Raw genomic sequence first — 26992 nt, forward strand, 5'->3', positions numbered from 1 at the left:
ATCGTATAACAAGGGGTTGCGAAAATCAAAAGTTATTAAACGCGACGAGAAGCCATGATTTCATACGAAGACGCCTTACGGCTTATTTCCTCAAGCACAAAAAAACTCCATCAGATGACAATTTGTCTTTCTGATGCCTCGGGTTATCGCTTGGCTCAAGAGGTAAGAGCTGACAGGCCCTATCCTCCCTATAATCGGGCAGCCATGGATGGTATTGCTATTCGTTTTCAAGATTATTTAGACGGTGTGCAAAATTTTAACATTCAGGAGGTTATTTATGCAGGGAGTGCTAGTAAAGGGGTATTAACCCATGGAAATTGCTATAAAATTATGACAGGGGCTGCAGTGCCATCTTCTGCTGATACGATCGTGCGTAACGAAGATTTACTATATGTCGCAAACAAGGCGTCAATTGTTCATCATGAAAAGATCAAAAGCCATGCAAATATTGCTTTACGCGGACAAGATTTGCAAAGTGGCGAAGTGGTTATCCCATCCAATACTTACATAACGCCTTCTATAATAAGTTTATTGGCCACACTTGGTGTAACTAATCCCGTGGTTTTCCGTAAACCGAAGGTCAGCGTTTTTACAACGGGCGACGAAATTGTAGGACCGGAAGAAAGTCCAAATGAAGTGCAAATACGAAATAGTAACCAATATCTCTTAACGGCTTTATTGGCTAAAGACGGCATTATACCTGAATCCATTCAGCATATTAAAGATGCTGAAGCGGATCTGTATAAAGGTTTTATGGAACGCATGGATAGTGACATCATGCTCGTTAACGGTGGGGTTTCTGCCGGTGATCGCGACCTGGTGCCAACCGTTATGAAAACACTCGGAGCAGAATTGCTCTTTCATCATGTAGCGATAAAGCCCGGAAAGCCATTATGGTGCGGAAAACTTCCCGGTGGCTGTTTGGTGTTTGGTATACCTGGGAATCCATTTTCGTGTTTGACAACCTATATATTGTTTATTAGACCTTTCTTAAATTCCAAACCAACTAGCTCTGTTAAGTTTCCGTTGGCATGTGATCGGATTGGAAAGTCAACCTTCGACGATTTTTTTCCTGTTCAATTTTCTGAGGAACATAAGTTAGCTCCTATCCCAATCAATGGTTCCGGTGATGTACGACTTGGTCTATTTGCCGATGGTATAGCACGTCATCATCGTGCGAATCGAATACTTAAAAAAAACGATTTAATTTCATTTTACGCTTTTTAGTCAACAATCAATTTAACATTATGCTTATGAAAGCCTCGACTCTCCAACCTTTAAAAAAACTGCCCTTGTTCAGTCTAAAAGGACTACAGATGCGCACCTTCCACATAACTTGGCTTATGTTCTTTATTTGCTTTTTTGGATGGTTTGGTCTTGCTCCGCTAATGCCCACTATCAGGGATGAAATGGGGCTTACAAAAGAACAGGTCGGAAATATCATTATTGCTTCCGTATCATCTACAATCATAGCACGCTTAATTATTGGTCGATTATGCGATGTCCTAGGGCCTCGGAAAACTGCCGTCTGGCTTCTTATAATCGGTTCCGTGCCAGTGTTTTCGGTTGGATTAGCGCGTTCTTATGAGACCTTTCTTCTATTTCGTTTAGCTATCGGGGTTATCGGCGCATCCTTTGTCATCACTCAATACCATACCAGTATGATGTTCGCAGCGAATATTAAAGGAACTGCAAATGCCATTACAGGCGGTTGGGGTAACTTAGGTGGAGGGGTAACGAACATGGTTATGCCATTGATATTTGCCTGTATTGTTGGGTTTGGTTACGGGCCGGCGTATGCATGGCGTTACGCGATGATTGTTCCCGGTATACTGATGTTGATCGTCGCTTTTCTCTATTGGCGATACACCAAAGATACGCCTGCCGGTAACTTTGATGAAATTGATCGACATACAAAACAAAATCATAAAACGGATTGGAAAGTTTTAAAAGATTGGCGCATATGGGCATTAACACTTGCTTATGCGATGTGTTTTGGTATGGAGATAACTTTTGATAACGTTGCGGCACTTCATTTTGTGGACGCGTTTTCTCTTTCTCAAAGTAGTGCAGGATTCTGGGCAGGCATCTTTGGTTTTATGAATTTATTTGCACGCGCCTTAGGAGGGATAGCAGCGGATAAAGTGGGATTATCTTACGGAATTAGAGGTAAAGGGGTGCTGCTTGGCCTCGTACTGCTATTGGAAGGTCTTGGTGTTCTGTTGTTTGCTCAGGCAGGATCATTTCTTTTTGCTATCGTCTCCATGTTGACCTTTGCGCTATTCTTAAAAATGGCAAACGGAGTTACATATGCCATCACACCGTTTGTAAACAAGAAGAATGTTGGACTTATCAGTGGCATTGTAGGGGCCGGTGGTAATGCGGGCGGAATGTTTTTCGGCTTCCTTTTTAAGTCAAACCAGATCACCTATACCGAAGCTTTCCAATATATAGGCTTTATTATTCTCGGTGTGGCTTTCGTGATTTTCGCTACCCCATTTAAAAAATCGAAATCAGGTTTGGTGGAAGACACAGAATTGATTATACAGGCTTAATCAATCTTACATGAAAGATGCTAAGAACAGTTCAAAAGAATTAAAAAGCACCTGCTGCTATTGTGGGGTGGGATGTGGTGTTGTCATTGAAAAACAATCGGATGGAACTATTCGTGTAAGAGGCGACGAGAGCCATCCTTCAAATAAAGGTTTACTTTGTAGCAAAGGTATGAATCTTCATCATACCGTGAATGATCAAATTGATCGTTTACTATTTCCTCAAATGCGGTACCACAAAGATATGCCTTTACAGCGTGTAGATTGGGACACTGCACTTGAACGCACGGCCGCAGTATTTAAAACGTTCATAAAAAAGTATGGTCCAAACAGTGTTGCCTTTTATGCGTCAGGCCAATTTCTAACCGAAGAATATTATGTGCTGAATAAATTAGTGAAAGGCTTTATTGGAACCAACAACATTGACACTAACTCGAGACTATGCATGAGTAGCGCCGTTGCGGCTTATAAAATGACTTTAGGTGAAGACAGTGTACCGGTGTGTTATGATGATATCGAGTTAAGTGATTGCATTTTGGTTGCAGGGGCGAATCCAGCATGGTGTCACCCCATCATTTGGCGTAGAGTTGAGAAACACAAAGCCAACAATCCAGCTGTTAAAATTATTGTCATAGATCCGCGTGTTACTGATAGTTGCGCTATAGCTGATCTGCATTTGCAGATACAACCGGGTACAGATGTTACACTATTCCATGTCATTGCAAAACTCCTCATCGAGGCGGGCAAAGTGGATTGGAACTTTATTGAGTCGCATACTGACGGTTTTGAAGAATTAAGGGACCTAGTTTTGACAATTTCCGTCAGTGAGGCATCGGATATATGTGGTATCAGTGAAGACTATATCTATAGGGCCGCTGAGTACATTGGATCTGCCAATGCATTTTTAAGTATGTGGACAATGGGCTTGAATCAAAGCGTCGTGGGGGTCGATAAAAACGTCAGTTTACTGAACTTACACCTACTGACAGGTACAATCGGGAAACCTGGCTCCGGTCCTTTATCGCTTACCGGCCAACCGAATGCTATGGGTGGACGGGAAGTAGGTGGTTTAGCTAATTTACTTCCGGCACACAGGGATCTAAATAATCCGCAACACAGAGAAGATTTGCAGGTCTTTTGGGGAGGAAAAACAATTGATTCAAAGCCCGGGCTTACCGCTACTCAAATGTTCGATGCGCTCAATGAAGGTACATTGAAGGCTATTTGGATTAGTTGCACGAACCCGCTAATCAGCTTGCCGGACGTGCGGAAAGCAGAGCAAGCTCTCAAAAATGCGAAATTTGTAGTAGTACAGGAAATAAGTAGTAAATCGGAAACACTTGCGTATGCAGATGTGATTTTACCTGCTGCCGCTTGGAGCGAAAAGGAAGGAACAATGACTAACTCCGAGCGTCGCATTACTTACCTCCCCAAGGTAAATAGGCCTCCAGGTGAAGCCTTATCTGACCAAGAGATATTTTGCCGATTTGCAAAAAAAATGCAGTTCAAAGGATTTGATTTCCCTGATGCTGAAGCTGTTTATCTAGAACATGCCCAATTAACAAAAGGAATGAATATCGATATCAGCGAATTGACTTATGATATCTTAAGGAGCAATAGAAGTATCCAGTGGCCATACACAGAACAAAAGTCAACACCCCGCCTTTTCACAGACCTTAAGTTCTATACCAATAATAAACGAGCAAAAATTTATGCTGCATCAACCTCATTAGGAAGTGAAAAGCCCGACGACGATTATCCCTTTATTCTCACGACAGGAAGAATACGCGACCAATGGCATACAAGAAGCAAAACCGGAAAAGTAAACAAATTAAACCAGCACATAGCTCGGGCTTACCTCAGTATACATCCTGATGATGCGCGAGAATTGGGATTAAGGGAAAACGATATTGCTCATGTAAAGTCGCGTAGAGGAGAAACAAGTGTGCCTTGTAAACTAGATAAAGGGATAAAAAAAGGTGTGGTTTTCTTGCCAATGCATTGGGGAAAAATATTGAACAGTGACCTTAATCGAACCAACAATTTAACGAATAATCTATTAGATCCCATTTCAAAAGAACCGGATTTTAAATTTTGCGCCGTTCGTATTGAGAAATTTTTCAAACCAAAGCAACGCATTGTGATCGTTGGAGCCGGAGCTGGGGCATTTGGTTTTATTAAATCTTATCGTGAAAAAAATCAGATCGACGAAATTATCGTTTTCAGCAAGGAAAACACCTCATTCTATAATAGGGTTATGTTACCGGATTACATTAGCGGTGAACAAAACTGGGAGCAGTTGTTGAAGATGAGCGAAGAGGAAGAGAAAGATTACAGAATAACACTTCTTAAAGGGATAACCGTCACGGGGATAGATCGTGAATCAAAAAAGGTAACAGATTCGAGAGGTGTAAAAACACGCTATGATATACTTATTTTAGCAACTGGAAGTAGACCAACGCTCCCCAAGGGGGTTCCGCTTTTGCAGGGAATATTTACGATGCGTAGCCGCTCCGATGCAGATGAATTCAAAAGCTATTTACCACCAAATGGACATGTTGTTATTGTAGGAGGTGGACTGTTAGGGCTGGAAATGGCAGCATCGTTGCGAAGTATACACCTAAGCGTCACGATTGTTCAACGTGTGTCCCGTTTCCTAAATAGGCAACTTGATACACTGGGGAGCCAGTTATTACATGAAGAAATGGTCGATCAAGGCTGCGACATTTATTATGAAGATGAAATTCAACTATACTACGGGAGCAAGTATTTAACGGGTGTGGGCTTAAAAAGCGGACGGAAGATTGATTGCGACGCCCTTATATTCGCAATAGGTACCACACCTAATATTGAATTAGCAAAAGATTGCGGCTTGACCTATAAACGTGGAATAACCGTAAATGGGCGCATGGAAACGAATGATCCCGCTATATTCGCCATTGGAGAGATTGCAGAATACGAGGATACGCTATACGGTATCACAGCCGCTGCCGAGCAGCAGGCGAACGTCGTAGCCGACTATCTAAATGGCGATGTTGCGCGTATCTACCAGGGTAGTTTATTTATGAACATCATCAAAATTCACGGCTTTCATCTATGCAGTATTGGCCTGCCAACCGCGCCGAGCGGGCAGCCAGGCTATGAGGAAGTGACTTTTACAGATCGGGCCCAGCGCTATTATAAAAAATGTGTTATCTACCAAGACCGCTTGGTCGGTACTATACTGATAGGTGACAAATCGGAATTTTTGGAGTACAAAGATTTAATAGAAAAGAAATTAGAACTGGGTGAACAAAGACTGAAGTTATTGCGAAGCGGAAAAACGGCAGAACCGGTAATTGGTAAATTAGTTTGTAGTTGTAATAATGTTGGCGAAGGCAATCTAAAACAGAAAATCAACGAAGGAAGCCGGGATTTGAATTCGCTATGTACTAACTCAGGTGCCGGATCAGGCTGTGGATCGTGTAAGCCGGAGGTAAAGAGGATACTCTCCGAGGTGCTTGAAATGCACGCAATAATATAAAACAAATGAAAGCAAAGGAACAATATATCGTCAAAATAAACTTGCCGGGAGGAATCATTTCTGCCGGCAATTTATTGCGTGTTCTTAAAGTTCTCCAAGAACTCGGAATCGAGACCGTTAGTTTCGGTAATCGCCAACAATTACTTTTTAGCGCTGCTACTGAACATTTGCATCATCTCCGGCTCAATATCCCCAACACCATCATGGAGGTAAATGGAGATGATTATCCAAACATCGTCAGTTCGTACGTTACAGAGGAAGTCTTTGCTCCTATCGGATGGTTAAGGGAAGGTGTTTACAAGGACATCTTGGATTCGTTCAATTATCATCCCAGATTGAAAATTAATATCGTTGATCGCCATCAAAACCTGATTCCTTTTTTTACCGGGAATTTTAACTTCATTTCTTCGGATATTAGCAACCACTGGTATTTACACGTTCGTTTTCCGAAAACAAATAAAATCTATCCTTGGCCTTCTCTTATTTATTCAGCTGATATCGCGGAGATAAGTCGTCTATTGGAGCTTATTATCATGGATAACGATCATCTTTTTTATAATAAGCCGAATGCAGATGGGGATCAGCTTGTGCAAATGCTAAACAGAATGGCGGATTTTCATACGCAGTACTATGATCTTCCCATGACGCACACCGATTTTCATCTTCCTTTTTATGAGGGGATCAATTATTATGGTGAACATAAGCTTTGGTTAGGCATATACAGAAGGTGGGAAAATTTTTTTGTAGACTTTTTAATCGAGATCTGTACCTTGTGCATGGATTGTAGAATAGGCCAGTTATATACAACACCTTGGAAAACAATTTTGATAAAGAATATCCTTCCATCCTACAGGATTCGATGGAGTGTGTTGTTAAACAAATATCGTATCAATGTACGGCATGCCTCCAATGAGTTAAATTGGCAACTGGAAGATCGTTCAGACGAGGCAAAAGAGCTAAAGTGGTTGCTGGTAAAGGCATTTGAAGAGGCTGATCTCCGGACGTCGAAACTTTGCTTTGCTATTAAAATCAGTAAGCAGACAGGACTTTTTGGTTCCATTATCATACAAAAAGAAATTTCGGAAGAAACGTTATATCATGTAATGCATACATCTAACTTCAACCCGAATTCCAAAGAATTTGTTAATTATGGAAGTGCCGGTGATATAAAAGAATTAGGTGAACTTCTGATCCGATTGTGTAATGTCTATTATGAGATGCATAGTACATTACGGCTTTCTGTTACTCCAAAAAAGGAAGTAAATAGTAAAAAGAACGATGCTCCTGCGCAAATTTATCAATGTAAGCACTGCTTTACCCGATATGATCCCTTATATGGTGACTCGATAAATTCGATTAGTCCGGGAACCTCATTTGATTTGTTAGTAGATTATAATTGTCCGACTTGTGACGCGCGTAAGGCGGAGTTTGAACGCGTCTTTTAATAATGAACTAAATAAGGAGTCAACAAGAAGATCGGACGTATATAGAAGCCCAATCACTGCAAGTGATCGGGCCTAGAGCTGAATAAAATACTTATTTGCTTTCGTTTTTCTTAGCGGTAACTTCGTTACGAATATCTTGCGCTAAGGTTTTTGTTTGCTGTAATGCTCCACGTAATCTAGTACCCGCAGCCTTGTTTCCCTTTTCATAGAAAGCTACCGCATCTTGTTCTGCTGCAGCAATCAATTCCTTTAATTCATTGAATTTTTGCATTTTTGCTTAATATTTAAACAGAAACAACCATTGTTTCTGCAAGGCTGCGAAAGTAGGCAAAAAAAGCATATTCTCTAAATATTGCATAAAGAACTTTAAATTAAGTCAAAGAAAAGTTGTTTACTGGTTGACGTAATCCATTAATGAAAATTTTACTGATTTCCTTTTGCTTTTCTACGATTTCTTCCGGATTGTAACAGTCGCTCAATGTCATCCTGCAAACTCGCGCGTTAGCACCTAAATTTAGTCCGTACAATAGTTCAGCATATAGTGTCGCAATGGATTGTAATGGAAAATCTTTGAGCTCACCGCTTCTAAGCCCCCTCCTTAAAATGAGGGTAAGCTGCTTTACGTCTGCGGATTTAATCATTGTCAAAACAGATTCGGGTAAACCCGAGTACACCCCATCATAACCATAAATCAGTTGTGTGTGGTTATACTTACCCCTCGTTCTTTCTCTTATTTCCAGGAGCTTATAAATTGAAGGTAAAACACGCATACCCTTGGGGATAAGCCGATTAATCTGTTCGCGTTCCTCTTGCAAAGTATGTTTTACAATTTCGGCAATTAGCTCGATTTTGTTTGAGAAATAAAGCGTCATTGTTGCGCTCGAGATACCAACGGTTTGTATAATTTCAGCCATTGTTGTCTTGGCAACGCCGTAGTGATTAAAACGTTCAACAGCTGTATCGATAATTCTCTCCCGAATGTTTTTATTGTAAATCATATCTCTATTCTCTTTTAAAGTTTACTCAAATATCTTACAGTTTGAACAGACTATAAAGGCTCTTTTGACGCTATTTTTAGTCTAAAAGACGCCTAAATTGACTATATTCTGAATGAGGTCGGTGCCAATCCTACCTGTTTTTTAAAGAATTTTCCGAAAGTGGATTGATCGGCAAAATTCAATGATTGAGCAATTTCACTAATACTTAACTTAGGATCAGCCAGTAGCATTTTTGCTTCTTTTATTACGGCCTCGTCAATAAAAAAACCAGGTGTTTTTCCGGTAACCTGTTTAACTGTTTTGCTTAAATATTTACGTGTGATAAATAATAAGTTTGCATAAAACTGAACTCCCCTCTCCTTTTTGTAATATTTTGATACTTCTTTAAAAAAAAGAAGCACCAGATTCTCTTTGCGACGAAGCTTTATCTGTGTTCCAACCTTATTCCGATGGTAGGCTTGAGTCAGTTCATATATAAATTGTGAAAACGTATTGGTTAAGACCTCTTCTTGGAACAAATGATCGGATTTTGGATAATTAATTTGCTTCAACCGTTTTAGTAGCCAGTCTAATGTTGTCAATTCGTCTGCTCCTACCGCTATGATGGGAGATGGCTCAGGTGCGAAAATTTCGAGAATCTGCGGATGGCTGTAATGAAGACCCAGACTTAAGAAAAAATCGGGACAGAATGCAATACCAATGGCTTCACTCTTTGGCAGAATGGCAGACACCTCAATCAAAGCGGATGGAGGAATAACACATAACTCACCTGCTGTTGCGTGATATTCCTTTCGATTCAGCTTAAAGTAAATTTCGCCTGCTTTGACGACGAAAATATAGAAAAATTCACTTCTTATGGGACTGTTCAACATAACAGCTTCATGTAAATCTTGCATTTCATGTACAGAGAAACGAAACTTGAATGAATCTAACTCATCAAGAACTGCAGTCGAGGACTGGTGAAATAAGGACAATTCTTTTTCCATAATCGGTAACCTAATAAAAAACATTGCAATTTAACTATTTGACTTTTCAAATAAAATAGTCAGATTAAAAAAATTATCTTTACTGCTTTAGTCAGTCCATTGTCAGACATGCTCTTCAAAAAATGATTTTCACTGGATATAAAAAAGTTGTTGATTAATATTGTAAGAAGTCGAACGAAACGAAAGCTATGGAAGCAATTGTAGATTATTACAAAACGGTACTCGATACAGGAACTAAGCTTCTTTTATTAAACTTGATAGTTTTAGTGCTTAGCGTTTTTTTTCTTACGGTAAAAAAAACGCCGTTTTCATTTGGTTTTATACTTATAATCGTACTTTTTTCATTTCTGTTTGCCGGTATCGGAATAGGATTTTACAAAGATGCGTTAAAGAAAGTTAGTCAAGAAACAAAAGAGATCATCCGTTACGATATGGAGATAAGGAAGGCAGAAGTTTTCCGCAAAGAGAGTAGAACGAGGGTAGTTATTGAAATGTGTGTTGCTGTATTGGCCTTATTTTTATTACTACGCGCCAAACCGGAATCCGGAAAACAGGGGGTTGCTATTGCATTGATTTTATGTGGTGCGCTGATGTTTGTTTTTGATATTTATGTCTCGTCCCGATTAACCGATCATATTGCCGATCTAAAAATTCTTAAGCACAATTCGACAATTAATGAAAAATGAAGCAGATAGTTGGATTCAGCCCGATCTAGCTATTTTTTTTATCGTTCAACAAGCGATTTACAGCCTCTGCAAATGAACCTGCAGGGGTGACTTTTCCTAAGTTAACGAAGAAAATTTCATCTGCATTTTCAATCGTATTTAATCGATGTGCTATAATAACTAAAGTAGTATGCGCTGGCAGTTTTCTCAGGATTTTCTCGAGCAATCGTTCTGTAATCGTATCAATATTGGCTGTCGCTTCATCTAGTATAAGAATGTCAGGATTTCTGAGTACCGCACGAATGAATGCGATCACCTGTTTTTGCCCCAAGCTGATACCATCTTCCTGGGATGTAATAGGCGTATCCAAGCCGCTCTCAAAAACAGCAATTAAGTCTTCTAATCCTCGATCCTTGATCAATTCATGTAACGCTGTGCTGTCATAAGTCGCATACAGTTCATTTCCATAAAGAATATTTTCGCCTACCGTGCCGGTAAACAAAAACGGCTCTTGCAGAATAAAGCCAATTTTTTTTGACCGCTCTGAAGAACTGTATGCTCTAATGTCCTGACCATCGAGAAAAACGTGTCCCTCTGTGGGGTCATATAAACGTGCCATTAGGGATGCTGTAGTCGTTTTCCCACCTCCCGTTGGTCCTACTAGTGCATACGTCTTTCCACGTAATAGTTTAAAATTGATATCATGCAAAATTTCCTTGCCATTTGGGTAAGAGAAGTAGACATTGTTAAACTCCAATAAACAGTCTTTCGAATTAGTGCCAGTGCTTGGTATTACGTTTAAATTGGTTTCCAACGATAATATCCGAGCTATTCGGTCCCAACCAGCCATGGCAACCTGAAAACTTGACCACAAAGAGGCCAGTTGTCGCAATGGATTGTAAAAATTAACTACATAAGCGAGATAGCTTACTAATAGTCCAATCGTTAATTCGTTCACGCTAATCAGATAGATTCCGTATGTTAAGACAATTAGCTGTGCTATGCTAGAAAAAAAACTATAAATAGGCAAGAAGATGTTGTTAGCTAAACCCGCTCGGAAGGCGGTGCGATAGTTTTGTTGATTGACTTCTTGAAACCTTTTTTTATAGTAGTCACGACGGTTAAAGGCAATGATAACTTTAAAGTTCCCTAAACTTTCCTGTATTTCCGCACTCATATCCCCTGCTGCTCTCAGGCTTTCCGCATTCCGTTTTTTTACCCAGGGAGATACAACTTTGGTAAAAATGAGAATGAATAAGGCTGGTGCTAAAGCGGCTAAGCCCAACTGAATATTAATGATCAGCAGAAAGACGCCGGCACCAAACATAATGACCATGCTACTGATAAACTGCGTGAGGGCCTGAGAGAAAAACTGATTAAGTTTATCGGTATCGTTGTTAATGCGGGAGATTAGATCGCCTGCTTTATTCTGATTAAAGAAGGCTATCGGTAATTGTAGCAACTTGTTGAATACAGCATTACGTAGCGTGAATAGTAATCGCTGCCCAACACCGCCCATAAGTTTTGTTTGAAGGTAACTGGTTAAGAGCAGTATGAGGTACATAATCAGCAAAATACCCGAAAACAGTAGTACTCCAGGGTACTGTTTTGTTACCACATAATGATCAATCGTATACCCAATAAAGAATGGACTCAGTAGATTCAGAAAGGAATTCATTAACATAGCCAAAAAAGCCAATATCAGTTTCCCTCGCTCATGCATAACCAGACCAAAAATGCCTTTCAAAGCGGCCATGGACGATTCCCGCTTACCGGATCCACTTTCATCATGTAAGTTATAGTTCATAATCGCTCGTACTTTGCTGTGAGGTAAAAATCTGTACATACTCGGGACTTGAGCGCATTAATTCTTGGTGTTTTCCGATGGCGATAATTTCACCTTCCATTAACAGTATAATTTGATCATAATGCTCGGCGGTTGTGACTTTCTGTGTGACGGAGATCAACGTTAAATTTGGATAGTTTTCGTTGATATTTCTCAATATATTTTTCTCCGTTAAACTATCTACACGTGCTGTAAAATCGTCTAAAAGTAATATCTGAGGATGGAGCGATAATGCTCTTGCTAACATGATGCGCTGTTTCTGCCCACCTGACAGATCCGAACCTCTTTCTGATAGCATGGTGTCCAGCTTATTCGGCAGACTATTTACGAATTCATTCAGCTCAGCAGTTTTAACGGCCATTTGCAAGTACTCATTAGTTACGGTCTTGTTGAAGGCGATGTTTTCGCGAATACTCATATTAAACAGAATACTGTCTTGAAAAACAAAACCTACTTCATCATGAAAATACGTTTCTTCGTATTCTTCTATTGAATGCCCATTGAATGTGATCGTTCCTGCATCTTGCTTTGAGAGCCCCATTAACAAATAAAGCAGTTGCGTCTTTCCTGCGGCAGTGGGGCCAATAATAGCTGTTTTTGATCCCGGCTTTAAGCAAAATGAAATATCTTTTAGTATCGGTTTCTGCTCAATATTTAGGTAGACAGATTGGAAACAAATCTCTCCATTTACGCCTTCTTTTAGATTGCCGTTTTTCTTATTCGTAGGCGCCTCCAAAACCGTTCGTATCCGATCATAAGAAGCCGTAGCCTGTGCAATCACGTTACTCATGAATCCAATTACTAAAATTGGAAAAATAAGAAGCGCTAAATAACTATTAAAGGCAGCAAAATCACCAAGACTCATACTTGTGGTGATAACAAAATGCCCTCCTAGTAACAAAATAATCAAACCTGCCATATTGGCGGTAAATACGATAACCGGAATTAGACTTGCAAAAAGCTTTAAAATAGAAAGTCCATAATGCTTCGCTTGCTGATTACTAGCTAAGAATTTATCATACTCGAGTTGTTGGGAATTGACAACTCTTATAATTGCAGCGCCCAAAATGCTTTCGTTGATTGTTTTGTTCAATCGATCGATTACACTCCTACTTTGGATAAAAAGTACCCGTACTTTTCGGAGTATCCAAAAGAATGTTCCGCCGATAATCGGTATAATGGCGATAACCGCCAGTGCCAATTCCCACTTTATAGTAAACAATAAAATGCTAACGCCTATTATAATAAAAATTGAGGAGGCGATGGAGACAACCGCCTGGGCAATGAACAACTTAATTGAATCAACGTCGGCGGTAAGGTTTGTCAGCAATTTTGATGGATTAGCAGCCTTAATATAAGAAAAATCCTGCGCGGCAATTTTTTCTGTTATTTGCCTTCGTAAATCTCTTGCGACACGTTCAGAGGTAAAGGTTTGTATGATGATCTGCAAATAAGAGAAGATGAAAACAATGAAAACCACCAAGCCGAAACGTATAAATGTTTGGTAGTAAGAAAAACTTTGATTGTTATAAGCATCAATACCTTCACCTATTATTTTGGGAATCCATAGGTTTAAACCGTTACTTATCAAAGCGAGAAGCATCAATAATAAGAGCAAAAGCCTATATGGCTTAAGTAAAGTTAGGAGACTTGTCTTTTTTCCGGTGTTCATTAATTCTATCTATGATAGATTTATTCTCCTTATGCTAGTTTACTTGAGGAGTCAGCCATATCTTCCGTATATGACGTGCGTTTGTATCTGCCTGCTCATTAGGAATTAAAAGCCTTGTATGATCAGAAGTATATTGTATACCGGCTAACCCAAAGTAATAATCGTATGGAATGGGTTCCGTTCCCTGAACATACCTGATGAGAAATTGTTTAATTTCAGGATAACTTAATTTCTCTATTTCATCAAATAATTGGTCATCATTAAAATAGCTATTTTTTCCAAAACGTATTCCAAGGTCATGAGTTAGGTTTTTCAAACCGTATCCGCCGTCTGATAGATGTAAAAGATAGATGTCTAGACAAGCGGCAATCAATGCTCCCTTTTGATAGACGTTACCATATTGATTGGCATAAGTGCTTGCCGCGTGTTTACTTAGTTCTGTGAATGACAACTTATCATTGTAATTTTTTCGAGAATCAACAATTTTTTCCGATAATTTATCTAAAAACTCCTGCTCAGAGTTAAGGCCATACTTAACCTGCACATGATGAGCTGTATATTCAGTAGTGCCTTCGTATAGCCATAAATGCTTAGATAGGGCAACATGGCTGTAATTAAACTCTTTAACTTCCTTCGATGCTATAGTTAAAGGGGTTATTATATGAAAAAATTCGTGTGACGACACGTCTGTCACAATTTTTTTTAATTGATTGGCCGGCAACTCCGGAAGGTAGTAAAATGATGATGTGGTATGTTCCAAAGCCCCTGCAAGTCCCGGTTTAAATGAGTGTTTTATCTTTGGGTCTTTAAAATAATACAGAAACGCGTAACGGTCAGCTGGAAGCTTACCTCCTAAATAGCCTTTTGCCGCCCTAAGTAAATCGCCAAGCCAGGATATAATCTCTTTTGCATGAATTTGTTTATTGGGAGAATAAACTGAAACTAATACGTCGCAATTGCCTACTTTCAATGATGCAGTATCAGCAATTCCATACATAATGGGTGTATCATAAAGATCGTCAATGTTTTCCATTTTAAACACATCTTGCTGAATATTTGATGATATGGGCAGGCTACTTGACGATGCAAAGAAATTATTGGGCTTATCAATGGTTATTTGAACGGGAATCTTCGTATGATGTTCTAAATATCCAAAAAAGCCCGGAGCATTGATTATGACGTTTCTCCCTTCTTCAATGTTTGTAGCAGCCATTGGATAAATATCATGTGGTGTATCAGCATCAAAAATGTCATTTACGGTGTATTTTATTGTATGCAAACGTCTAGCTTTTGATATTTTCCACTGATTGTCATTAAGTCGTGCAACGCGAAGTTTTTTACCCCGTCTGTCAAATGCCGCTACATTTGAGATAAATTTGCCATAATCACTTATTGCGTAGGTGCCTGGAATAATCTTTGGAAAAGAAAATATGACTTCTTTATCTTGTGATTTCGGTGGAATGAGAGAAACCTCGACTTTATCCTCCTTCGTCTGATTAAGATTAACAGCATATTGATAGTGTTGTGCGAGTGATTGTTTTATAGGATGAAAAAACAAAAAACAACTGAAAAAAAATACTTTAACGATTACCGCTATTTTGTTCATGTGATTGACGCATTAAATTTTTCTTTGGAGTAATATTACCATCGAATGTTACAACTTAGGCAGCCTAAAGCTTACCTTGGAAAATGAATATTTAAGGGTTATCCGTCGTTAAGTCCATCGCGGTATCTATTTCCCGACCAGTGTTTTCTTTCAGTATCACACAAGTTACCAAGCCAATTAATACCATAGCCATACTGAAAGGAAAAATATAGTTCATCCCCAGTCCTTTAGCTACTAAGCCTATTAAAGGGCCGGTCACACCTAACGAAATGTCGATGAATAAGCCATAAGCCCCTAAAGCTGATCCTTTGTTGGATGCAGAGGCACGACTTACCGCCTCTACTCCTAGAGCAGGAAAGATCAGCGAGAACCCTAAACCGGTAAATGATGCTCCTAACACAGCAATATGAGGATTCGTAGCTAACCAAAGAATTAGCAAGCCCATACTCTCTACAGCCATACTTACAATAGCGACCCGAAGCCCTCCAAATCGATTTATACTTTTTGCAAATAACAATCGACCTAAAACAAAGAATAAACTGAATGCCGTGATACAGATAGCCGCTTGATTCCATCTATTAAAGGCATAATAGAGTGTGATGAACGTAGATAGCGTACCAAATCCCATTCCGGCTAAGGCCAATCCACTTCCATATGGGCTAACTGTACGTAGCACCTTCAAAAATGGTTTTCGGGGAGTATCCTGATCACCTTTAAGTGCAGGTTTTCTAACAGCTGTAAGGAGGCCTATTATTGCGGTCGCTATGGTTAAGGCGCCTAAGCTCCAATTGCCAACATAACCGGCCATCCAGACTCCCAAAGGAGCCCCAATAGCCATCGAACTGTAGTTGGCGATGCCATTATAAGAAATAGCCGTTGCTGTATGCTTCTCTCCGGTTCTAAGCATGGCCCAGTTAACGGGGCTAGCTCCTACCATGCCCTCTCCACATCCGGTTACTAATCTGGATATGATAAGAATAGATAGACTTAAGAGCGGTTTATCCGCTAAGGTAAAAGATGTTATTAAGAGAATGCCGGTAAGTAGGAAACAAATCATGCTAGCAATTACAGCAGGTTTCGGCCCCCGGTTGTCGACAATATGGCCTGCGTATGCACGCATAAGAAAAGTCATTATATATTGTATACTGATAACCGCTCCCGCTATCACGGTATTGAAACCCAGTTGTTGATGGATAAATATCGGTAATACGGCCAATGTTAGTCCGATCGAAAAATATCCATAGAAAGTCAGCAGTACATAATTTGCAATAATAAAAGAAGGCTTTTGGGACAAGCTCTTAAGGGAAGAATGATTCATAACACAAAATAGTCAATAGCTCAAGCTCCGTGCAAAAGTAAAAGTTTTTTGATCAAAACAGGGTCCTAGTTACCGAAATAGCTAATTATGACATCCATATGTAAAATACTTGTTGCCGTTTCCTTTGTCGGATACTCCTGCGGGGAGAAGGTTTCGCACAGGGCTACTGATTTTGTCAAGTACAAAAGCCCCCCTCCCACGTTGGAGAGGAAGGCCACTGTTTCGGCTGGATACCGGTTATTAAAAAATAAAGGTAGCCAAACCTCAGTATATTACTAACAGCTTAAAAACGCGAATGTTTCGTAGATGCCCAATCAATAATTGCGAGAAATCTAAACCTTGTGAAGATTTATTCGTTACTCTAAAAAAGCAATAAGTTATGGATAGTATCAATAAGCAACAAGAAGAAAGTAATAAAAAAGATTTACACGGAAAAGAGGCTATTGAAAAGGTTAAAGAGCTGGTAAATATAGCCGAGGCTTGTTTTTTTTGCACAGACTTGAATAAAGTAGGCGTTCCTTTATCTATTAGGCCGATGGCGGTGCAAAAAGTTGATGATGATGGAAACCTTTGGTTCTTAAGTGCAAGCGATAGTCATAAAAATGAAGAGGTTCAAAGAGATCCTTTCGTACATTTACTTTTTCAAGGCTCAAAATATGCCGACTTTTTGAATATTTATGGTTTAGCTTCCATTGTTAACGACAGAGAGAAAATTAATGAACTTTGGAATCCCTTACTGAAAACCTGGTTTACGGAAGGAAAAGACGACCCGCGAATAACGGTTATCAAAGTTGAGCCTACAGAAGCGTATTATTGGGATAATAAACATGGTAATGCTGTGGCATTTGTGAAGCAGTCAGTCGGCTCAATTCTAGGTAAAACGCTGGACGACTCGATTGAAGGAAAGTTGGATCTTTAGAACAAAAGAGCGATGGGTTCCAAACAGAGGAGAAGTCAATGTTGTTTAATGCGGTAATCCTTTATTTGCATTTTTATTTTTCCTGTTTTGGTTTCCATCGCTCTCATTTTCTTTCGATCGATTTTTGTGTCCTTTCCCATAAAGTTAAACGGTATTTTGAGTCGTTCGATAGCAAACGTTGTTTCGACATAATTAGGAAGTATATCTTTATTACTGGCGTAGCTCATTAATAGTATATAAGAACCGTCTTTCCGTGTATTTATTTCTGATTCCACGATACGTTTCGCTTGAACATCCATATATAGCGTAGCCATTGCTAAATCGGAGCGTTTGTCGGTGGGAATCACATTAACTACTTTCAAAAGCAAACCCTTTCTTTTCTCCGTACCCCGGTCGACGGTTATAAACGGATATTTAAAAATCTCCGACATTGAAAAATCCAACCCACGCTTTGGTAGCATAACGAAATCCGTTGAGGAAAATCCCATCTTTTCCCCTTTCGAATAAGTTATTTTTGCAGATTTAGTGGGCATACGAATGAATGGTACATCTAAATCAAAGATCACGGTTGCAGAGAATTGTTGAACGGCATCCATCCTCTTTTTTATGGTCAGCAGATCTGTGTCTATTTCTTGGCCAAAAATAGGTTTGACTAACCATAAGAAAAACAATACAAAAATAACGCGAATCATCCGATATCTTTTTTATTAAAAATGTATGTGCCGATTAAGACCATTAACAAACTGTACAATATGAGCAAAAAGTTGTTGCCAATAATACGTGTCCAGTCAAGTTCATATACAAAAAGCTGTTGCCATGTATCTATCAGTTTTGGAAAAAACAAATTATTGAAACTTGCATTGCCAAAGTCTACCTTTAAAAGTAGATTTGTAATAACAAGAAATAGTGCAGATACAAGCCATGTCTTTGAAGAATCCTTTATCAGGATAGCAAGGGTCATGCTTGTAACATTGTAGAAAATCATAGCAATTGCACCTGAAATAAATGAAAAGCATATTCGTCTAAAAGCATCTCCCGATTCGAAAAAATTTAAGGTGTTAATATAAACGATTAAATCTCCTTTACCGAAAATTGCATAAGCAAAGGCGAAAGTCGTTAACATCATAAAAGTAATCACAAGGATTGTAAACAAGATAGCCATTGCATATTTGACTAAAATGAACTGCTTTTTTCTAACTGCCTGCAACATAACAGACTGCAGTGTTCCGTCTTTATATTCATCAGTAAGAAAACCAGACGTAATTATCATGAGAATTAATGGCACATTGAACCAAAGTGAATTAAGAACGATGTACATAATGAGGTTACCGTTCAGTAATGAACCCTCAAAATAAAATGATTGCTTTAATGACTCTAGAAGCAAATCCAAGACCGTGCTTCCCTGATAGTACGCGATGAGCAGAATCAGCAATTCTATTAATATAATGGCTCCCAAAGCATAATAGGTTTTGCTTTGCTTCACAATTTTCAACAATTCGGCACTGAAAAGTGATTTCATCATAGAGTTCCCTTTATTAATTGTTCCAGGGTTAAATCCGGAATACAAGCTGTGACTTGTACTCCTTCACTTAACAATTCGTTCAACAAACCGGTAATTTCCCCGCTATTGCAAACTACTTTCACTTCATTAACGCCAAAGACGGTCTGATACTTCCTAAGTACTTCGGAAGATTCGATATTATTTGCTAATATTGAATAGCTATAAATGTATTTACTGATTAAATGTTTTGTAGTACCTGAATTTACAATTTTCCCATTGTCCATTATATATAACGAGTGACAACACCTACTTAACTCACTCGTGAGATGAGAAGATAAAAGAATGGCAATTTTTTCATATTGGGCTAACGATAGAATAAGGTCAATAAGAGATGCCACACCGAAAGGGTCTAGCCCGGAAAAAGGTTCGTCCAAAATCAAACAGCCCGGATTGTTTACCAGCGCAATAGCAATGCCTAGCCGCTGTTTCATTCCTAGGGAAAAATTACCTACAGGATCTTTTCGATCTGTAGGTAGGCCTACTTTTAAAAGGTAATCCCGAATGCTGTCGGGATCAGCTTTGGCACCTTGTATGCCGGCAAATATTTTCAAATTATCATAGGCGTTCAGATAGTTATATAAGCCAGGTCTCTCAATGATGGCACCAATAGATTTGGATCGAGGTGATTGAAGAATTATTTCACCGCTATCAGCCCTGATCAAACCGGTTAATATTTTAAAAAGTGTAGTTTTCCCGGCACCATTACGTCCCAACAACCCGCAAATCTCCCCTGGGGCAACCTGTATACTGACATTATCTAGTGCAATTTTTGAGCGATAAGATTTAGACAGATTCTTTCCTATAAGCATTATAGACCATGTTTTTATTCAATGTATTACCTAAGTCGCGGAAGTTGAAACGCGGTTCATAATACTTCTCCATAAATGTACGCGACCAGAAATATCTTTTAAACAGGAAGAACGGATCACGTACCATAAACTGAGGTATGAAATGAAACCACTTAATTCCTATTTTATTATAATAAACCTCTACCTGGTTCCGAAGACCTAATTCAGCAGCAGCAACAAGTACTGCATTTCGCTGACATTTGGAGCCGCTGTAGTGTCTGGCTAATTTAGGGGTAAAACCGTGTACATAGAGATGGTCTTTTATTCTTTTGTAATTTTGAAATCTCGACCAAGCGTCCATAATAACTAAAAAAACATGGCTAAAAGCAAATAAAAGGCACCCCAACCAAAATAACGTTTGAATAATACCTCCCTCTATATAAGCACTTTTCAATTTTAACCAATAGAAATACGATTCAAGTAGAAAAAGAAAAACTGAGCAATGTAACAAAACGCCGACATTCCAATAAGAAAGCAGCCAGCTAGGCTGTTTAGGTAACGAATTCTGATTTAACATGTTACATTAATTAAACTCTTCACAAATCTTTAGCTGGGATCAAACTATAAGCACTACGCATTGCAGCATATGACAGGGGCATCAAAATTACACAAACTCCTTTACTTCTGCTTTTAGTTAAGTTTTTCAAACATAGATAAATTTGCTTTTTTTCACAAGCATTCACTTTTTTTGTGTTCAAGTTGTTTCTGTAAAACCATGTATACCCAGATTAAAGCTCCTGTGGATCAATACGGAAAACTAACTTTCCCCATAGATACAGCGGGTAAACCACCCATCTGTTCAAAATGGGTCTGCCTCCCTGCAACGGCTTCGTTAGCCAATAATGCAAACAGGACGGCCTCTTTTGCATCGGGATTAATTCCCAGCTCTTTCGTCGTTCTTGCTTTTTTGTTTAAGAGTCGCTCAATTTGATCTACCAACAAAGGGTTGTACATACCGCCCCCACTAAGGTATAACGTATAGTTCTCGCCTTTTTTTATGGATGAAATGATTGCCTGTGCAATACCTTCTGCCGAAAACTGTACAAGCGTTGCCATGATATCATAATCATTCAAACCTTGCTGCTCTGAACGTTCAATTGCCCGATTTAAATAAGCCAAACTAAAAAGCTCTGGCCCCGTGGTTTTCGGAAAAGGGGCTCTAAAAAAGTCGTTGTCCAATAAAGCTTTCAAAAGGCCTTCATTGATCTTTCCGGCAGAAGCTATCGTCGCGTCTTTATCATAATATCTTCCAGGAAATTTAAGCTGAATATATTGATCCATTAATGTATTACCGGGGCCTACATCCGTCGAAAAGCCGCTTTCCGAAAAGTTGGCTGGTAAGTAAGTGAAGTTTGCGATCCCCCCTATATTAAGCATAATTCTATTCTCTTTCGGGTGAGAGAAGATCAAATAATCCCCATACACAGCTAATGGGGCACCTTCCCCACCACCTGCAATATGTTTTTGTCGAAAATCACTAATGGTGATAATACCGGTATTTACTGCTAAATGATCTGCATCGCCTATTTGGAGCGTGGCGTTGCCATACTTTTGATTTCCATGCATATGCTTCGGTGCGTGAAAAATAGTTTGACCATGGCTGGCAATAATATCAATGTCGTCAGCTTCAAGCTGCCATTCTTTTAAACAAGCAGAGACGAGCGAAGCATAATAGCGGCCGATATAAGCGTTTAACAAGGTGATTTTCTCTAAGTCGACCATCTTCTTTGCAAACACTGATTTTAAGTCTTCTTTAAAAGCAGTGTCATAATCCTTTGTTACAAAATGCAACACCTTCACCTGAGTTTCCGGTCCGTAACCTTTGAATTGACACAACGCAATATCGAGCCCATCAAAGGAAGTTCCTGACATAAGGCCAATAATATTTCGTTCTTCTTTAGCCGCTATTTTATAGAGTTTCTCGATATTTTTATTCATAAAGCCATAGAAACTGATCCAAGGAAACGAATATAGAATTTTCGTGATAAATTTTGCAAGTAACCGGAAGAAAGACAAAGCATCACGTCGAAATGTTATAAAATGTTAATTCTGCTCCGCTTTTTTGTATTAGTTATCAATAGGTTATAAACTTGTCATAAAATCACCTTACTGCTAAAAATGAGGAACCATGAATAGGTTGTTAATCCTTTTTATCCTTTGTTTCCAACTTCACCCACTTGCTTATGCGCAACCAAGTAAACAGCAAAAACGAAATTTGATGGCTTTCAGCAAATTGTTTGGATATGTTAGGTATTTTTATCCGGCCGACGAACTGCAAAACGATTCTTGTTGGAATGCAATAGCCATATACGGAATACAGCGTATGCTCACGGTAAAGAACGACAAGGAATTAATAGCGGAACTGCGTGCTTTATTTTGCCCACTTGTGCCCCAAGCTAAAATTGATTTCTCAGACAAAATCGATAGCTTTACGTTAACAGATACGGTCAATAATTGTAAAGATCGATTAGTTTATTGGCAGCATCAGGGCTTCGGCCTAAATTCAAACATGTCCGTCCCTTTTAGAAGTATACGGGTAAACAGTAAAATAGAATACGACCAAAACAAAAGCCCCTTAAGTTACTTTTCGGTTACAAAAGTACTTCAATTGGAGAAATACAAAGGGAAGCCTTTTGTATTCACCTTGGATATTACAGCTAAACCGACGTCGGACAATTATAAAGACAATTTATTTGCAGGCCCTTGTTTATCGTCGGAAGACCTAGAGGAACTAAATACAGAACGAAAAGCAATTGCTGAAGTGAAAGAAAGTTTCATATTTCGTGGAACGATCGACAGAAACTTACCCCTTATACAATTTGGATGTTACATTGATCCATCCGTCGAAAATGTACAAATAAATAGTCCGCAACTATTTATACATAATTCCGACAACAAGTTAATTCCTATAGATCTCGATTTAGCAGAATTAATTGATTTTTCAGGGGATTTAAATATTGAACGTACGAAATATGCGTTTATGATAGGAAAAGTACGTCATGAGCCGCTCTTTAATAGGGAAATTAAGGCAGGTGAAGTAATAAGGAAGGAGCTAGTGTCTGATATCAGTGTCCTTATTCCGCTTTCATTATATAGTAATGGTATACATACCTACCCGGTTGTTGACAGCGCTACGCTTGACCGATTTCAAAAGAAGGCAAGCGTAAAGTTCTTAGGTCAGGATGAAAAAGCAATTGAAACACGACTAGCTTGTCTTATTCAAGCATGGAACGTACTCAAGCATTCCTTCCCTTACTGGAAAGAAGCTTCTGCTGCTCCCGATTCAATATTTGAACGATCGCTCGAAAAAGCATTTTTTGATGTTGATAAACAGGATTTCTTAAGCACCCTTCAATTATTAACCGTCCCCTTAAACGACGGGCAAATGTATGTGGACCTTTATAATGAAACAAAAGATGATGCAACAGCCAGTGTACCACTACTTGCGACATCCATAGACAACAGGATTTTCGTTAAAATGGTGATGGATCAGGATCTTTCAAAACGCGTGCAAATAGGCGATGAAATTATGAATATAAACGGACGATCCGCAATGGAGTATCTTAGAGAAAAAGAAGATTTAATATCTGGATCTCAACAGTGGAAACGATCAAAAGGATTAACAATATTATTCAACGGCCCGAAACACAGTTCGTTAAAAATGAAACTACGAACGGCGGAAGGTGAGAAAAGGATTCAAATTCCAAGAAGTGAAATGTCGAGAGCGCCTCAAAACAATTCTGTCTCATTGTATCAAAGAGCAACAGGGTGGATTAATAAAGCATTATATTATGTTGATCTTACTTCTGATAAGTTTGGAACAAACCCTTATATTCTGCAAGAAATGGATGAGGCAAAGGCGATCATTTTCGATATGAGGGGCTATCCTCCTGCAACGATTTCTTCAGCTCAAATGCTTAATCAAATTCAGGAACAGCTTACTACTTCAGAAATTATAGGTCATCGCATTTATGTTCCACAAATTCTCTATCCAGACTATCAGAATGTGCACTATAAAGTACTGACGCATTTAATTCATCCGGCGCAAAAAAGGTGGAAAGCAAAAGCATACTTTCTAACGGATGCTAATGCAATAAGTGTGTCGGAAACCTATCTTAGCGTAATAAAGGATCATAAACTCGGAACTATTATTGGTCAAGCTACCGCGGGTGCAGATGGAGCTGTTAATATTTTGCTCTTGCCCCATGGTTATAGGTTACGCTTTTCAGGAACGTTGGTAAAAACGAATACAGGTAGTAAACATTATTTAGTAGGAGTCATACCTGATATAGAGGTGAAACCTACACTTGAGGCGCTAAAAGAAAGACGTGACGAAATACTGGAACGAGCAATAGAACTTGCTGAACAGGACATTCAATCGGCTGCAATAGGTAAGTGAATAACGTACGTATCCGTAATATCATCGATACCAGGTGAAAACAGATGAAAATCGATTAATAATATCTTATTATTGAAGATTAATCCGATATTTAAACACAAAAAGCTAACATATGAAGATTAATCATCAATTCCTTTGGCTTTGGTTAATTCTTTTTTTCGCTTGCTCGAATAGCAAAAGTATAACAGAAGAAAGTAAACCCTTAAAGCTAAAATGGAAAATACTTGAAAGCTCCTCTGCAAAACTCACAGAAAGTGAATCAGCTTTCACCATTATTAATACGGGTAAGCGTTCATTAAAACAGGGGAATTGGAAACTCTTTTTTAATATGGGCTCTTTACGATTGAGTGATAGCGATACCAATCACGTTGAAATAGCGCACATCAATGGTGATGTCTTTTCAATTGCTCCCGATTCCACTTTCCCGGAGATTAGACCCGGTGATTCGATCGTTATGCAAGTGCTTTCACGTAAGATCCGCAATATTACAGATTTTCCAAATGGTTTTTATGCAGTATTTAATCCTGATTCCACCAAGGGAGTTAGTTTGTCTTTAGCATTGGACACACCAAAATATATTAAAAAGCAGGAAATAGCACTGAATGCCAAAATCTATGAAGAAAATACCAAGATTGTATCCGTAGACAGCATGTCGATTCCGCCTGTGTTTCCGACTCCGGAAAGTTATTACCGAAAACCGGGAAGCTTTACGTTTAATGAAGAGTTGAAAATTTATGCTGACTCTAGCATATTAGGGGAAGCAGAGCATTTAGTAGAACTATGTAAATTGCTGAATTGTAACGCGATATTAACTAATAGCCGTAACCAAGCGACGATACGGTTTGAAAAGAAGGCGCTCAACACGCCGGAAGCTTACGAACTTACCATAACACCTCATGACATTAGCATCTATTCGGGCGATCCTAGGGGAGCGTTTTATGCTATACAGTCCATTAAGACGCTTATAGCACCGGAATATTATAAGGGTACGCAAAAAAATATTAGCTTACCTTGTGTTAGTATAATAGATCGACCAAGATTTAAACATCGGGCTTTCCAGTTGGATGTTGGACGGAACTTTCAACCGAAAGAGCAAATTTTTAAGCTTTTAGATTTAATGGCCCTGTATAAGTTGAACGTTTTTCATTTTCACTTAGTTGAGGATGAAGGCTGGCGCTTAGAAATTCCCGGCCTACCCGAACTCACAGAAGTCGGCGCGTTCAGAGGCCACACCTTAAACGAATTGGATCACCTTCTTCCCTCCTATGGCTCCGGTCCTTTTAAAACGAACACAGCAGGGAGCGGATATTACAGCCGAAAGGATTATATAGATATCTTACGATATGCTAAGTCTAGACACATCCGCGTAATACCTGAGATAGAGACACCCGGACACGCGCGGGCAGCTATTAAAGCGATGAAAGCCCGTTATGAACATTTTAAAGCACAAGGTAAGGAAGAAGAGGGACGAAAATACCTGCTGCATGACTTGGAAGATCATTCAGATTATCGTTCGGTTCAAGGGTTCAATGATAATGTGATAAATGTTGCTCTGCCATCAACCTATACATTCTTGGAAAAAGTAAGCGATGAGTTGATCAATATGCACAAAGAGGCTGGAATGCCTCTTCAGACCATCCATTTCGGCGGAGATGAGGTGCCTTCCGGGGTTTGGGAGCAATCTCCTGCCGTTAGAAAGTTGATGGCCAACGATCCGACAATAAAATCGGTAGACGATTTATGGTATTATTATTTCAATAAGTTGCAGAGGTTCTTGTCAACTAAAGCATTGTACCTCTCTGCTTGGGAAGAAGCCGGGTTGCGTAAGGTAGCAGACGGGAAGGGAAAGAAAAAGATGATTGTGGAACAGCGTTTCGCCAAAAATAACTTTCATTTAGATGTTTGGAATAATTTAGCCGGGAATGAAGACCTTGCTTATAAACTGGCCAATGCAGGCTACCAAGTTGTGCTTACAAATGTTACCAACATGTATCTTGATTTGGCTTATAACCCTAGCTTTTACGAAATCGGGCAATATTGGGGTGGCTATGTTGATCTGGAGAAACCTTTTCGATTCATTCCGTACAACTATTATAAAAATCAGGTAGAAGACGAAAAAGGAAGAGCTCTTCCCGCTAACCACTTTGTAAAAATGGAACGGCTAACAAAATTCGGCAAGGATAATATTGTCGGAATTCAGGCGCCATTATGGAGCGAAAAAATAGTCAATAAAGATCGTTTGGAATATCTGCTGTTACCGAAATTGTTAGGTTTAGCTGAGCGGGCTTGGGCACCCGATCCTAGTTGGGCCGTTGATGTTGAGCCGAAGAAAGCGGAAACCTCGTATTTATACGCTTGGTCAGTGTTTCTTAATACCGTTGGCAAAAGGGAATTGCCTCGTCTAGACTTTTACAAAGGAGGCTTTTTGTATAGAATTCCGACACCTGGGTTAAAAAAGATTGAAAACACAGTGTATGCCAATGTTCAGCTTCCAGGTTTAATTATTCGCTATACAACAGACGGTACGGAACCTAATGAAAAAAGTAAGGTATATTCAAAACCCGTTTCCTTTCAAAAAGGGCTCAAATTTAGAGCGTTTAATGTATTGGGAAGAGGGGGGAGAACGGTTTCATGGTAACTGAGAATAGACGCTA

The 26992-nt window shown here is 39.2% G+C and carries 20 protein-coding genes; 8 read left to right on the top strand and 12 right to left on the bottom strand.

What is annotated here, in order from left to right; genetic code table 11:
- The first annotated feature begins 54 nt into the window (after positions 1–54).
- Genes ACH11B_RS20050 through ACH11B_RS20065 form a run of 4 tightly spaced genes read left to right on the top strand, consistent with a single transcriptional unit; the run spans position 55 to position 7520 of the window.
- Entirely contained in the window at positions 55–1227 is a 1173-nt protein-coding gene (locus ACH11B_RS20050) for a molybdopterin molybdotransferase MoeA (RefSeq protein ID WP_377608846.1), read from the top strand.
- Between the two features lie 26 nt (positions 1228–1253).
- Positions 1254–2555, top strand: a complete 1302-nt coding sequence (locus ACH11B_RS20055; protein WP_041388456.1) for an MFS transporter — start codon at positions 1254–1256, stop codon at positions 2553–2555.
- A 10-nt stretch (positions 2556–2565) separates the two neighbouring features.
- Positions 2566–6075, top strand: coding sequence for a molybdopterin-dependent oxidoreductase (locus ACH11B_RS20060; RefSeq protein WP_377608844.1), 3510 nt, complete (start codon positions 2566–2568; stop codon positions 6073–6075).
- A gap of 5 nt (positions 6076–6080) precedes the next feature.
- On the top strand, positions 6081–7520 hold the full coding sequence (locus tag ACH11B_RS20065; RefSeq protein WP_130855933.1) for a rubredoxin: 1440 nt from the start codon (positions 6081–6083) through the stop codon (positions 7518–7520).
- 91 nt (positions 7521–7611) lie between these two features.
- On the opposite strand, the gene ACH11B_RS20070 is transcribed toward ACH11B_RS20065, so the two are convergent.
- The 3 genes from ACH11B_RS20070 to ACH11B_RS20080 all read right to left on the bottom strand — a co-directional run bounded on the left by ACH11B_RS20070 (position 7612) and on the right by ACH11B_RS20080 (position 9504).
- Positions 7612–7791, bottom strand: coding sequence for a hypothetical protein (locus tag ACH11B_RS20070; RefSeq protein WP_013667009.1), 180 nt, complete (start codon positions 7789–7791; stop codon positions 7612–7614).
- A 100-nt stretch (positions 7792–7891) separates the two neighbouring features.
- Positions 7892–8518 carry a TetR/AcrR family transcriptional regulator gene (locus tag ACH11B_RS20075; RefSeq protein ID WP_130855932.1) on the bottom strand — a complete coding sequence of 209 codons (627 nt, stop codon included), beginning with the start codon at positions 8516–8518 and terminating at the stop codon, positions 7892–7894.
- A gap of 101 nt (positions 8519–8619) precedes the next feature.
- The gene (locus ACH11B_RS20080) at positions 8620–9504 is read right to left on the bottom strand and encodes an AraC family transcriptional regulator (protein ID WP_165446960.1); all 885 of its coding nucleotides are present in this window, start codon (positions 9502–9504) and stop codon (positions 8620–8622) included.
- 188 nt (positions 9505–9692) lie between these two features.
- On the opposite strand from ACH11B_RS20080, the gene ACH11B_RS20085 reads away from it, so the two are divergent.
- Entirely contained in the window at positions 9693–10190 is a 498-nt protein-coding gene (locus ACH11B_RS20085) for a hypothetical protein (RefSeq protein ID WP_130855930.1), read from the top strand.
- A gap of 25 nt (positions 10191–10215) precedes the next feature.
- Here the strand turns inward: ACH11B_RS20085 and ACH11B_RS20090 are convergent, their stop codons facing one another.
- The 4 genes from ACH11B_RS20090 to ACH11B_RS20105 all read right to left on the bottom strand — a co-directional run bounded on the left by ACH11B_RS20090 (position 10216) and on the right by ACH11B_RS20105 (position 16611).
- Positions 10216–11976, bottom strand: coding sequence for an ABC transporter ATP-binding protein (locus tag ACH11B_RS20090; protein ID WP_130855929.1), 1761 nt, complete (start codon positions 11974–11976; stop codon positions 10216–10218).
- On the bottom strand, positions 11966–13687 hold the full coding sequence (locus ACH11B_RS20095; RefSeq protein WP_130855928.1) for an ABC transporter ATP-binding protein: 1722 nt from the start codon (positions 13685–13687) through the stop codon (positions 11966–11968). The genes ACH11B_RS20090 and ACH11B_RS20095 overlap by 11 nt, the downstream gene beginning before the upstream one ends.
- A 34-nt stretch (positions 13688–13721) precedes the next feature.
- A complete protein-coding gene (locus ACH11B_RS20100) occupies positions 13722–15293 on the bottom strand; it encodes a peptidase M61 (RefSeq protein WP_130855927.1) in 1572 nt (523 codons plus the stop codon).
- A 91-nt stretch (positions 15294–15384) separates the two neighbouring features.
- On the bottom strand, positions 15385–16611 hold the full coding sequence (locus ACH11B_RS20105) for an MFS transporter (RefSeq protein WP_165446959.1): 1227 nt from the start codon (positions 16609–16611) through the stop codon (positions 15385–15387).
- A gap of 379 nt (positions 16612–16990) precedes the next feature.
- Here ACH11B_RS20105 and ACH11B_RS20110 point away from each other — a divergent pair, with 379 nt between their 5' ends.
- Positions 16991–17530 (top strand): pyridoxamine 5'-phosphate oxidase family protein, encoded by a 540-nt coding sequence (locus tag ACH11B_RS20110; protein WP_013667017.1) that lies wholly within the window; start codon positions 16991–16993, stop codon positions 17528–17530.
- 35 nt (positions 17531–17565) lie between these two features.
- Here the strand turns inward: ACH11B_RS20110 and ACH11B_RS20115 are convergent, their stop codons facing one another.
- The 5 genes from ACH11B_RS20115 to ACH11B_RS20135 all read right to left on the bottom strand — a co-directional run bounded on the left by ACH11B_RS20115 (position 17566) and on the right by ACH11B_RS20135 (position 21877).
- Positions 17566–18222 (bottom strand): hypothetical protein, encoded by a 657-nt coding sequence (locus ACH11B_RS20115; protein ID WP_013667018.1) that lies wholly within the window; start codon positions 18220–18222, stop codon positions 17566–17568.
- A complete protein-coding gene (locus tag ACH11B_RS20120) occupies positions 18219–19052 on the bottom strand; it encodes an ABC transporter permease (protein WP_130855926.1) in 834 nt (277 codons plus the stop codon). Before ACH11B_RS20120 ends, ACH11B_RS20115 begins: the two co-directional genes overlap by 4 nt.
- On the bottom strand, positions 19049–19900 hold the full coding sequence (locus ACH11B_RS20125; RefSeq protein WP_130855925.1) for an ABC transporter ATP-binding protein: 852 nt from the start codon (positions 19898–19900) through the stop codon (positions 19049–19051). The genes ACH11B_RS20120 and ACH11B_RS20125 overlap by 4 nt, the downstream gene beginning before the upstream one ends.
- Complete coding sequence (locus ACH11B_RS20130; protein WP_130855924.1) at positions 19875–20456, bottom strand: hypothetical protein; 582 nt, start codon at positions 20454–20456, stop codon at positions 19875–19877. The genes ACH11B_RS20125 and ACH11B_RS20130 overlap by 26 nt, the downstream gene beginning before the upstream one ends.
- Positions 20457–20683: 227 nt before the next feature.
- Positions 20684–21877, bottom strand: a complete 1194-nt coding sequence (locus ACH11B_RS20135) for an anhydro-N-acetylmuramic acid kinase (RefSeq protein ID WP_130855923.1) — start codon at positions 21875–21877, stop codon at positions 20684–20686.
- Between the two features lie 190 nt (positions 21878–22067).
- On the opposite strand from ACH11B_RS20135, the gene ACH11B_RS20140 reads away from it, so the two are divergent.
- A complete protein-coding gene (locus ACH11B_RS20140) occupies positions 22068–24338 on the top strand; it encodes a S41 family peptidase (RefSeq protein WP_130855922.1) in 2271 nt (756 codons plus the stop codon).
- A gap of 112 nt (positions 24339–24450) precedes the next feature.
- Positions 24451–26976, top strand: coding sequence for a family 20 glycosylhydrolase (locus tag ACH11B_RS20145; protein ID WP_130855921.1), 2526 nt, complete (start codon positions 24451–24453; stop codon positions 26974–26976).
- The last annotated feature ends 16 nt before the right edge of the window (positions 26977–26992 follow it).

This window comes from Olivibacter sp. EAT-5, assembly GCF_044784325.1.
GTDB classification, from domain to species: Bacteria; Bacteroidota; Bacteroidia; order Sphingobacteriales; family Sphingobacteriaceae; genus Olivibacter; species Olivibacter oleidegradans.

What these genes read in the sequence shown, in the direction of transcription:
- ACH11B_RS20115 (WP_013667018.1), bottom strand. Translation starts at nt 18,222, where the DNA reads ATGATTCGCGTTATTTTTGTATTGTTTTTCTTATGGTTAGTCAAACCT.
- ACH11B_RS20080 (WP_165446960.1), bottom strand. Translation starts at nt 9,504, where the DNA reads ATGGAAAAAGAATTGTCCTTATTTCACCAGTCCTCGACTGCAGTTCTT.
- ACH11B_RS20140 (WP_130855922.1), top strand. Translation starts at nt 22,068, where the DNA reads ATGAATAGGTTGTTAATCCTTTTTATCCTTTGTTTCCAACTTCACCCA.
- ACH11B_RS20100 (WP_130855927.1), bottom strand. Translation starts at nt 15,293, where the DNA reads ATGAACAAAATAGCGGTAATCGTTAAAGTATTTTTTTTCAGTTGTTTT.
- ACH11B_RS20090 (WP_130855929.1), bottom strand. Translation starts at nt 11,976, where the DNA reads ATGAACTATAACTTACATGATGAAAGTGGATCCGGTAAGCGGGAATCG.
- ACH11B_RS20095 (WP_130855928.1), bottom strand. Translation starts at nt 13,687, where the DNA reads ATGAACACCGGAAAAAAGACAAGTCTCCTAACTTTACTTAAGCCATAT.
- ACH11B_RS20135 (WP_130855923.1), bottom strand. Translation starts at nt 21,877, where the DNA reads ATGAATAAAAATATCGAGAAACTCTATAAAATAGCGGCTAAAGAAGAA.
- ACH11B_RS20075 (WP_130855932.1), bottom strand. Translation starts at nt 8,518, where the DNA reads ATGATTTACAATAAAAACATTCGGGAGAGAATTATCGATACAGCTGTT.
- ACH11B_RS20085 (WP_130855930.1), top strand. Translation starts at nt 9,693, where the DNA reads ATGGAAGCAATTGTAGATTATTACAAAACGGTACTCGATACAGGAACT.
- ACH11B_RS20105 (WP_165446959.1), bottom strand. Translation starts at nt 16,611, where the DNA reads ATGAATCATTCTTCCCTTAAGAGCTTGTCCCAAAAGCCTTCTTTTATT.
- ACH11B_RS20065 (WP_130855933.1), top strand. Translation starts at nt 6,081, where the DNA reads ATGAAAGCAAAGGAACAATATATCGTCAAAATAAACTTGCCGGGAGGA.
- ACH11B_RS20070 (WP_013667009.1), bottom strand. Translation starts at nt 7,791, where the DNA reads ATGCAAAAATTCAATGAATTAAAGGAATTGATTGCTGCAGCAGAACAA.
- ACH11B_RS20060 (WP_377608844.1), top strand. Translation starts at nt 2,566, where the DNA reads ATGAAAGATGCTAAGAACAGTTCAAAAGAATTAAAAAGCACCTGCTGC.
- ACH11B_RS20055 (WP_041388456.1), top strand. Translation starts at nt 1,254, where the DNA reads ATGAAAGCCTCGACTCTCCAACCTTTAAAAAAACTGCCCTTGTTCAGT.
- ACH11B_RS20050 (WP_377608846.1), top strand. Translation starts at nt 55, where the DNA reads ATGATTTCATACGAAGACGCCTTACGGCTTATTTCCTCAAGCACAAAA.
- ACH11B_RS20125 (WP_130855925.1), bottom strand. Translation starts at nt 19,900, where the DNA reads ATGCTTATAGGAAAGAATCTGTCTAAATCTTATCGCTCAAAAATTGCA.
- ACH11B_RS20130 (WP_130855924.1), bottom strand. Translation starts at nt 20,456, where the DNA reads ATGTTAAATCAGAATTCGTTACCTAAACAGCCTAGCTGGCTGCTTTCT.
- ACH11B_RS20110 (WP_013667017.1), top strand. Translation starts at nt 16,991, where the DNA reads ATGGATAGTATCAATAAGCAACAAGAAGAAAGTAATAAAAAAGATTTA.
- ACH11B_RS20120 (WP_130855926.1), bottom strand. Translation starts at nt 19,052, where the DNA reads ATGATGAAATCACTTTTCAGTGCCGAATTGTTGAAAATTGTGAAGCAA.
- ACH11B_RS20145 (WP_130855921.1), top strand. Translation starts at nt 24,451, where the DNA reads ATGAAGATTAATCATCAATTCCTTTGGCTTTGGTTAATTCTTTTTTTC.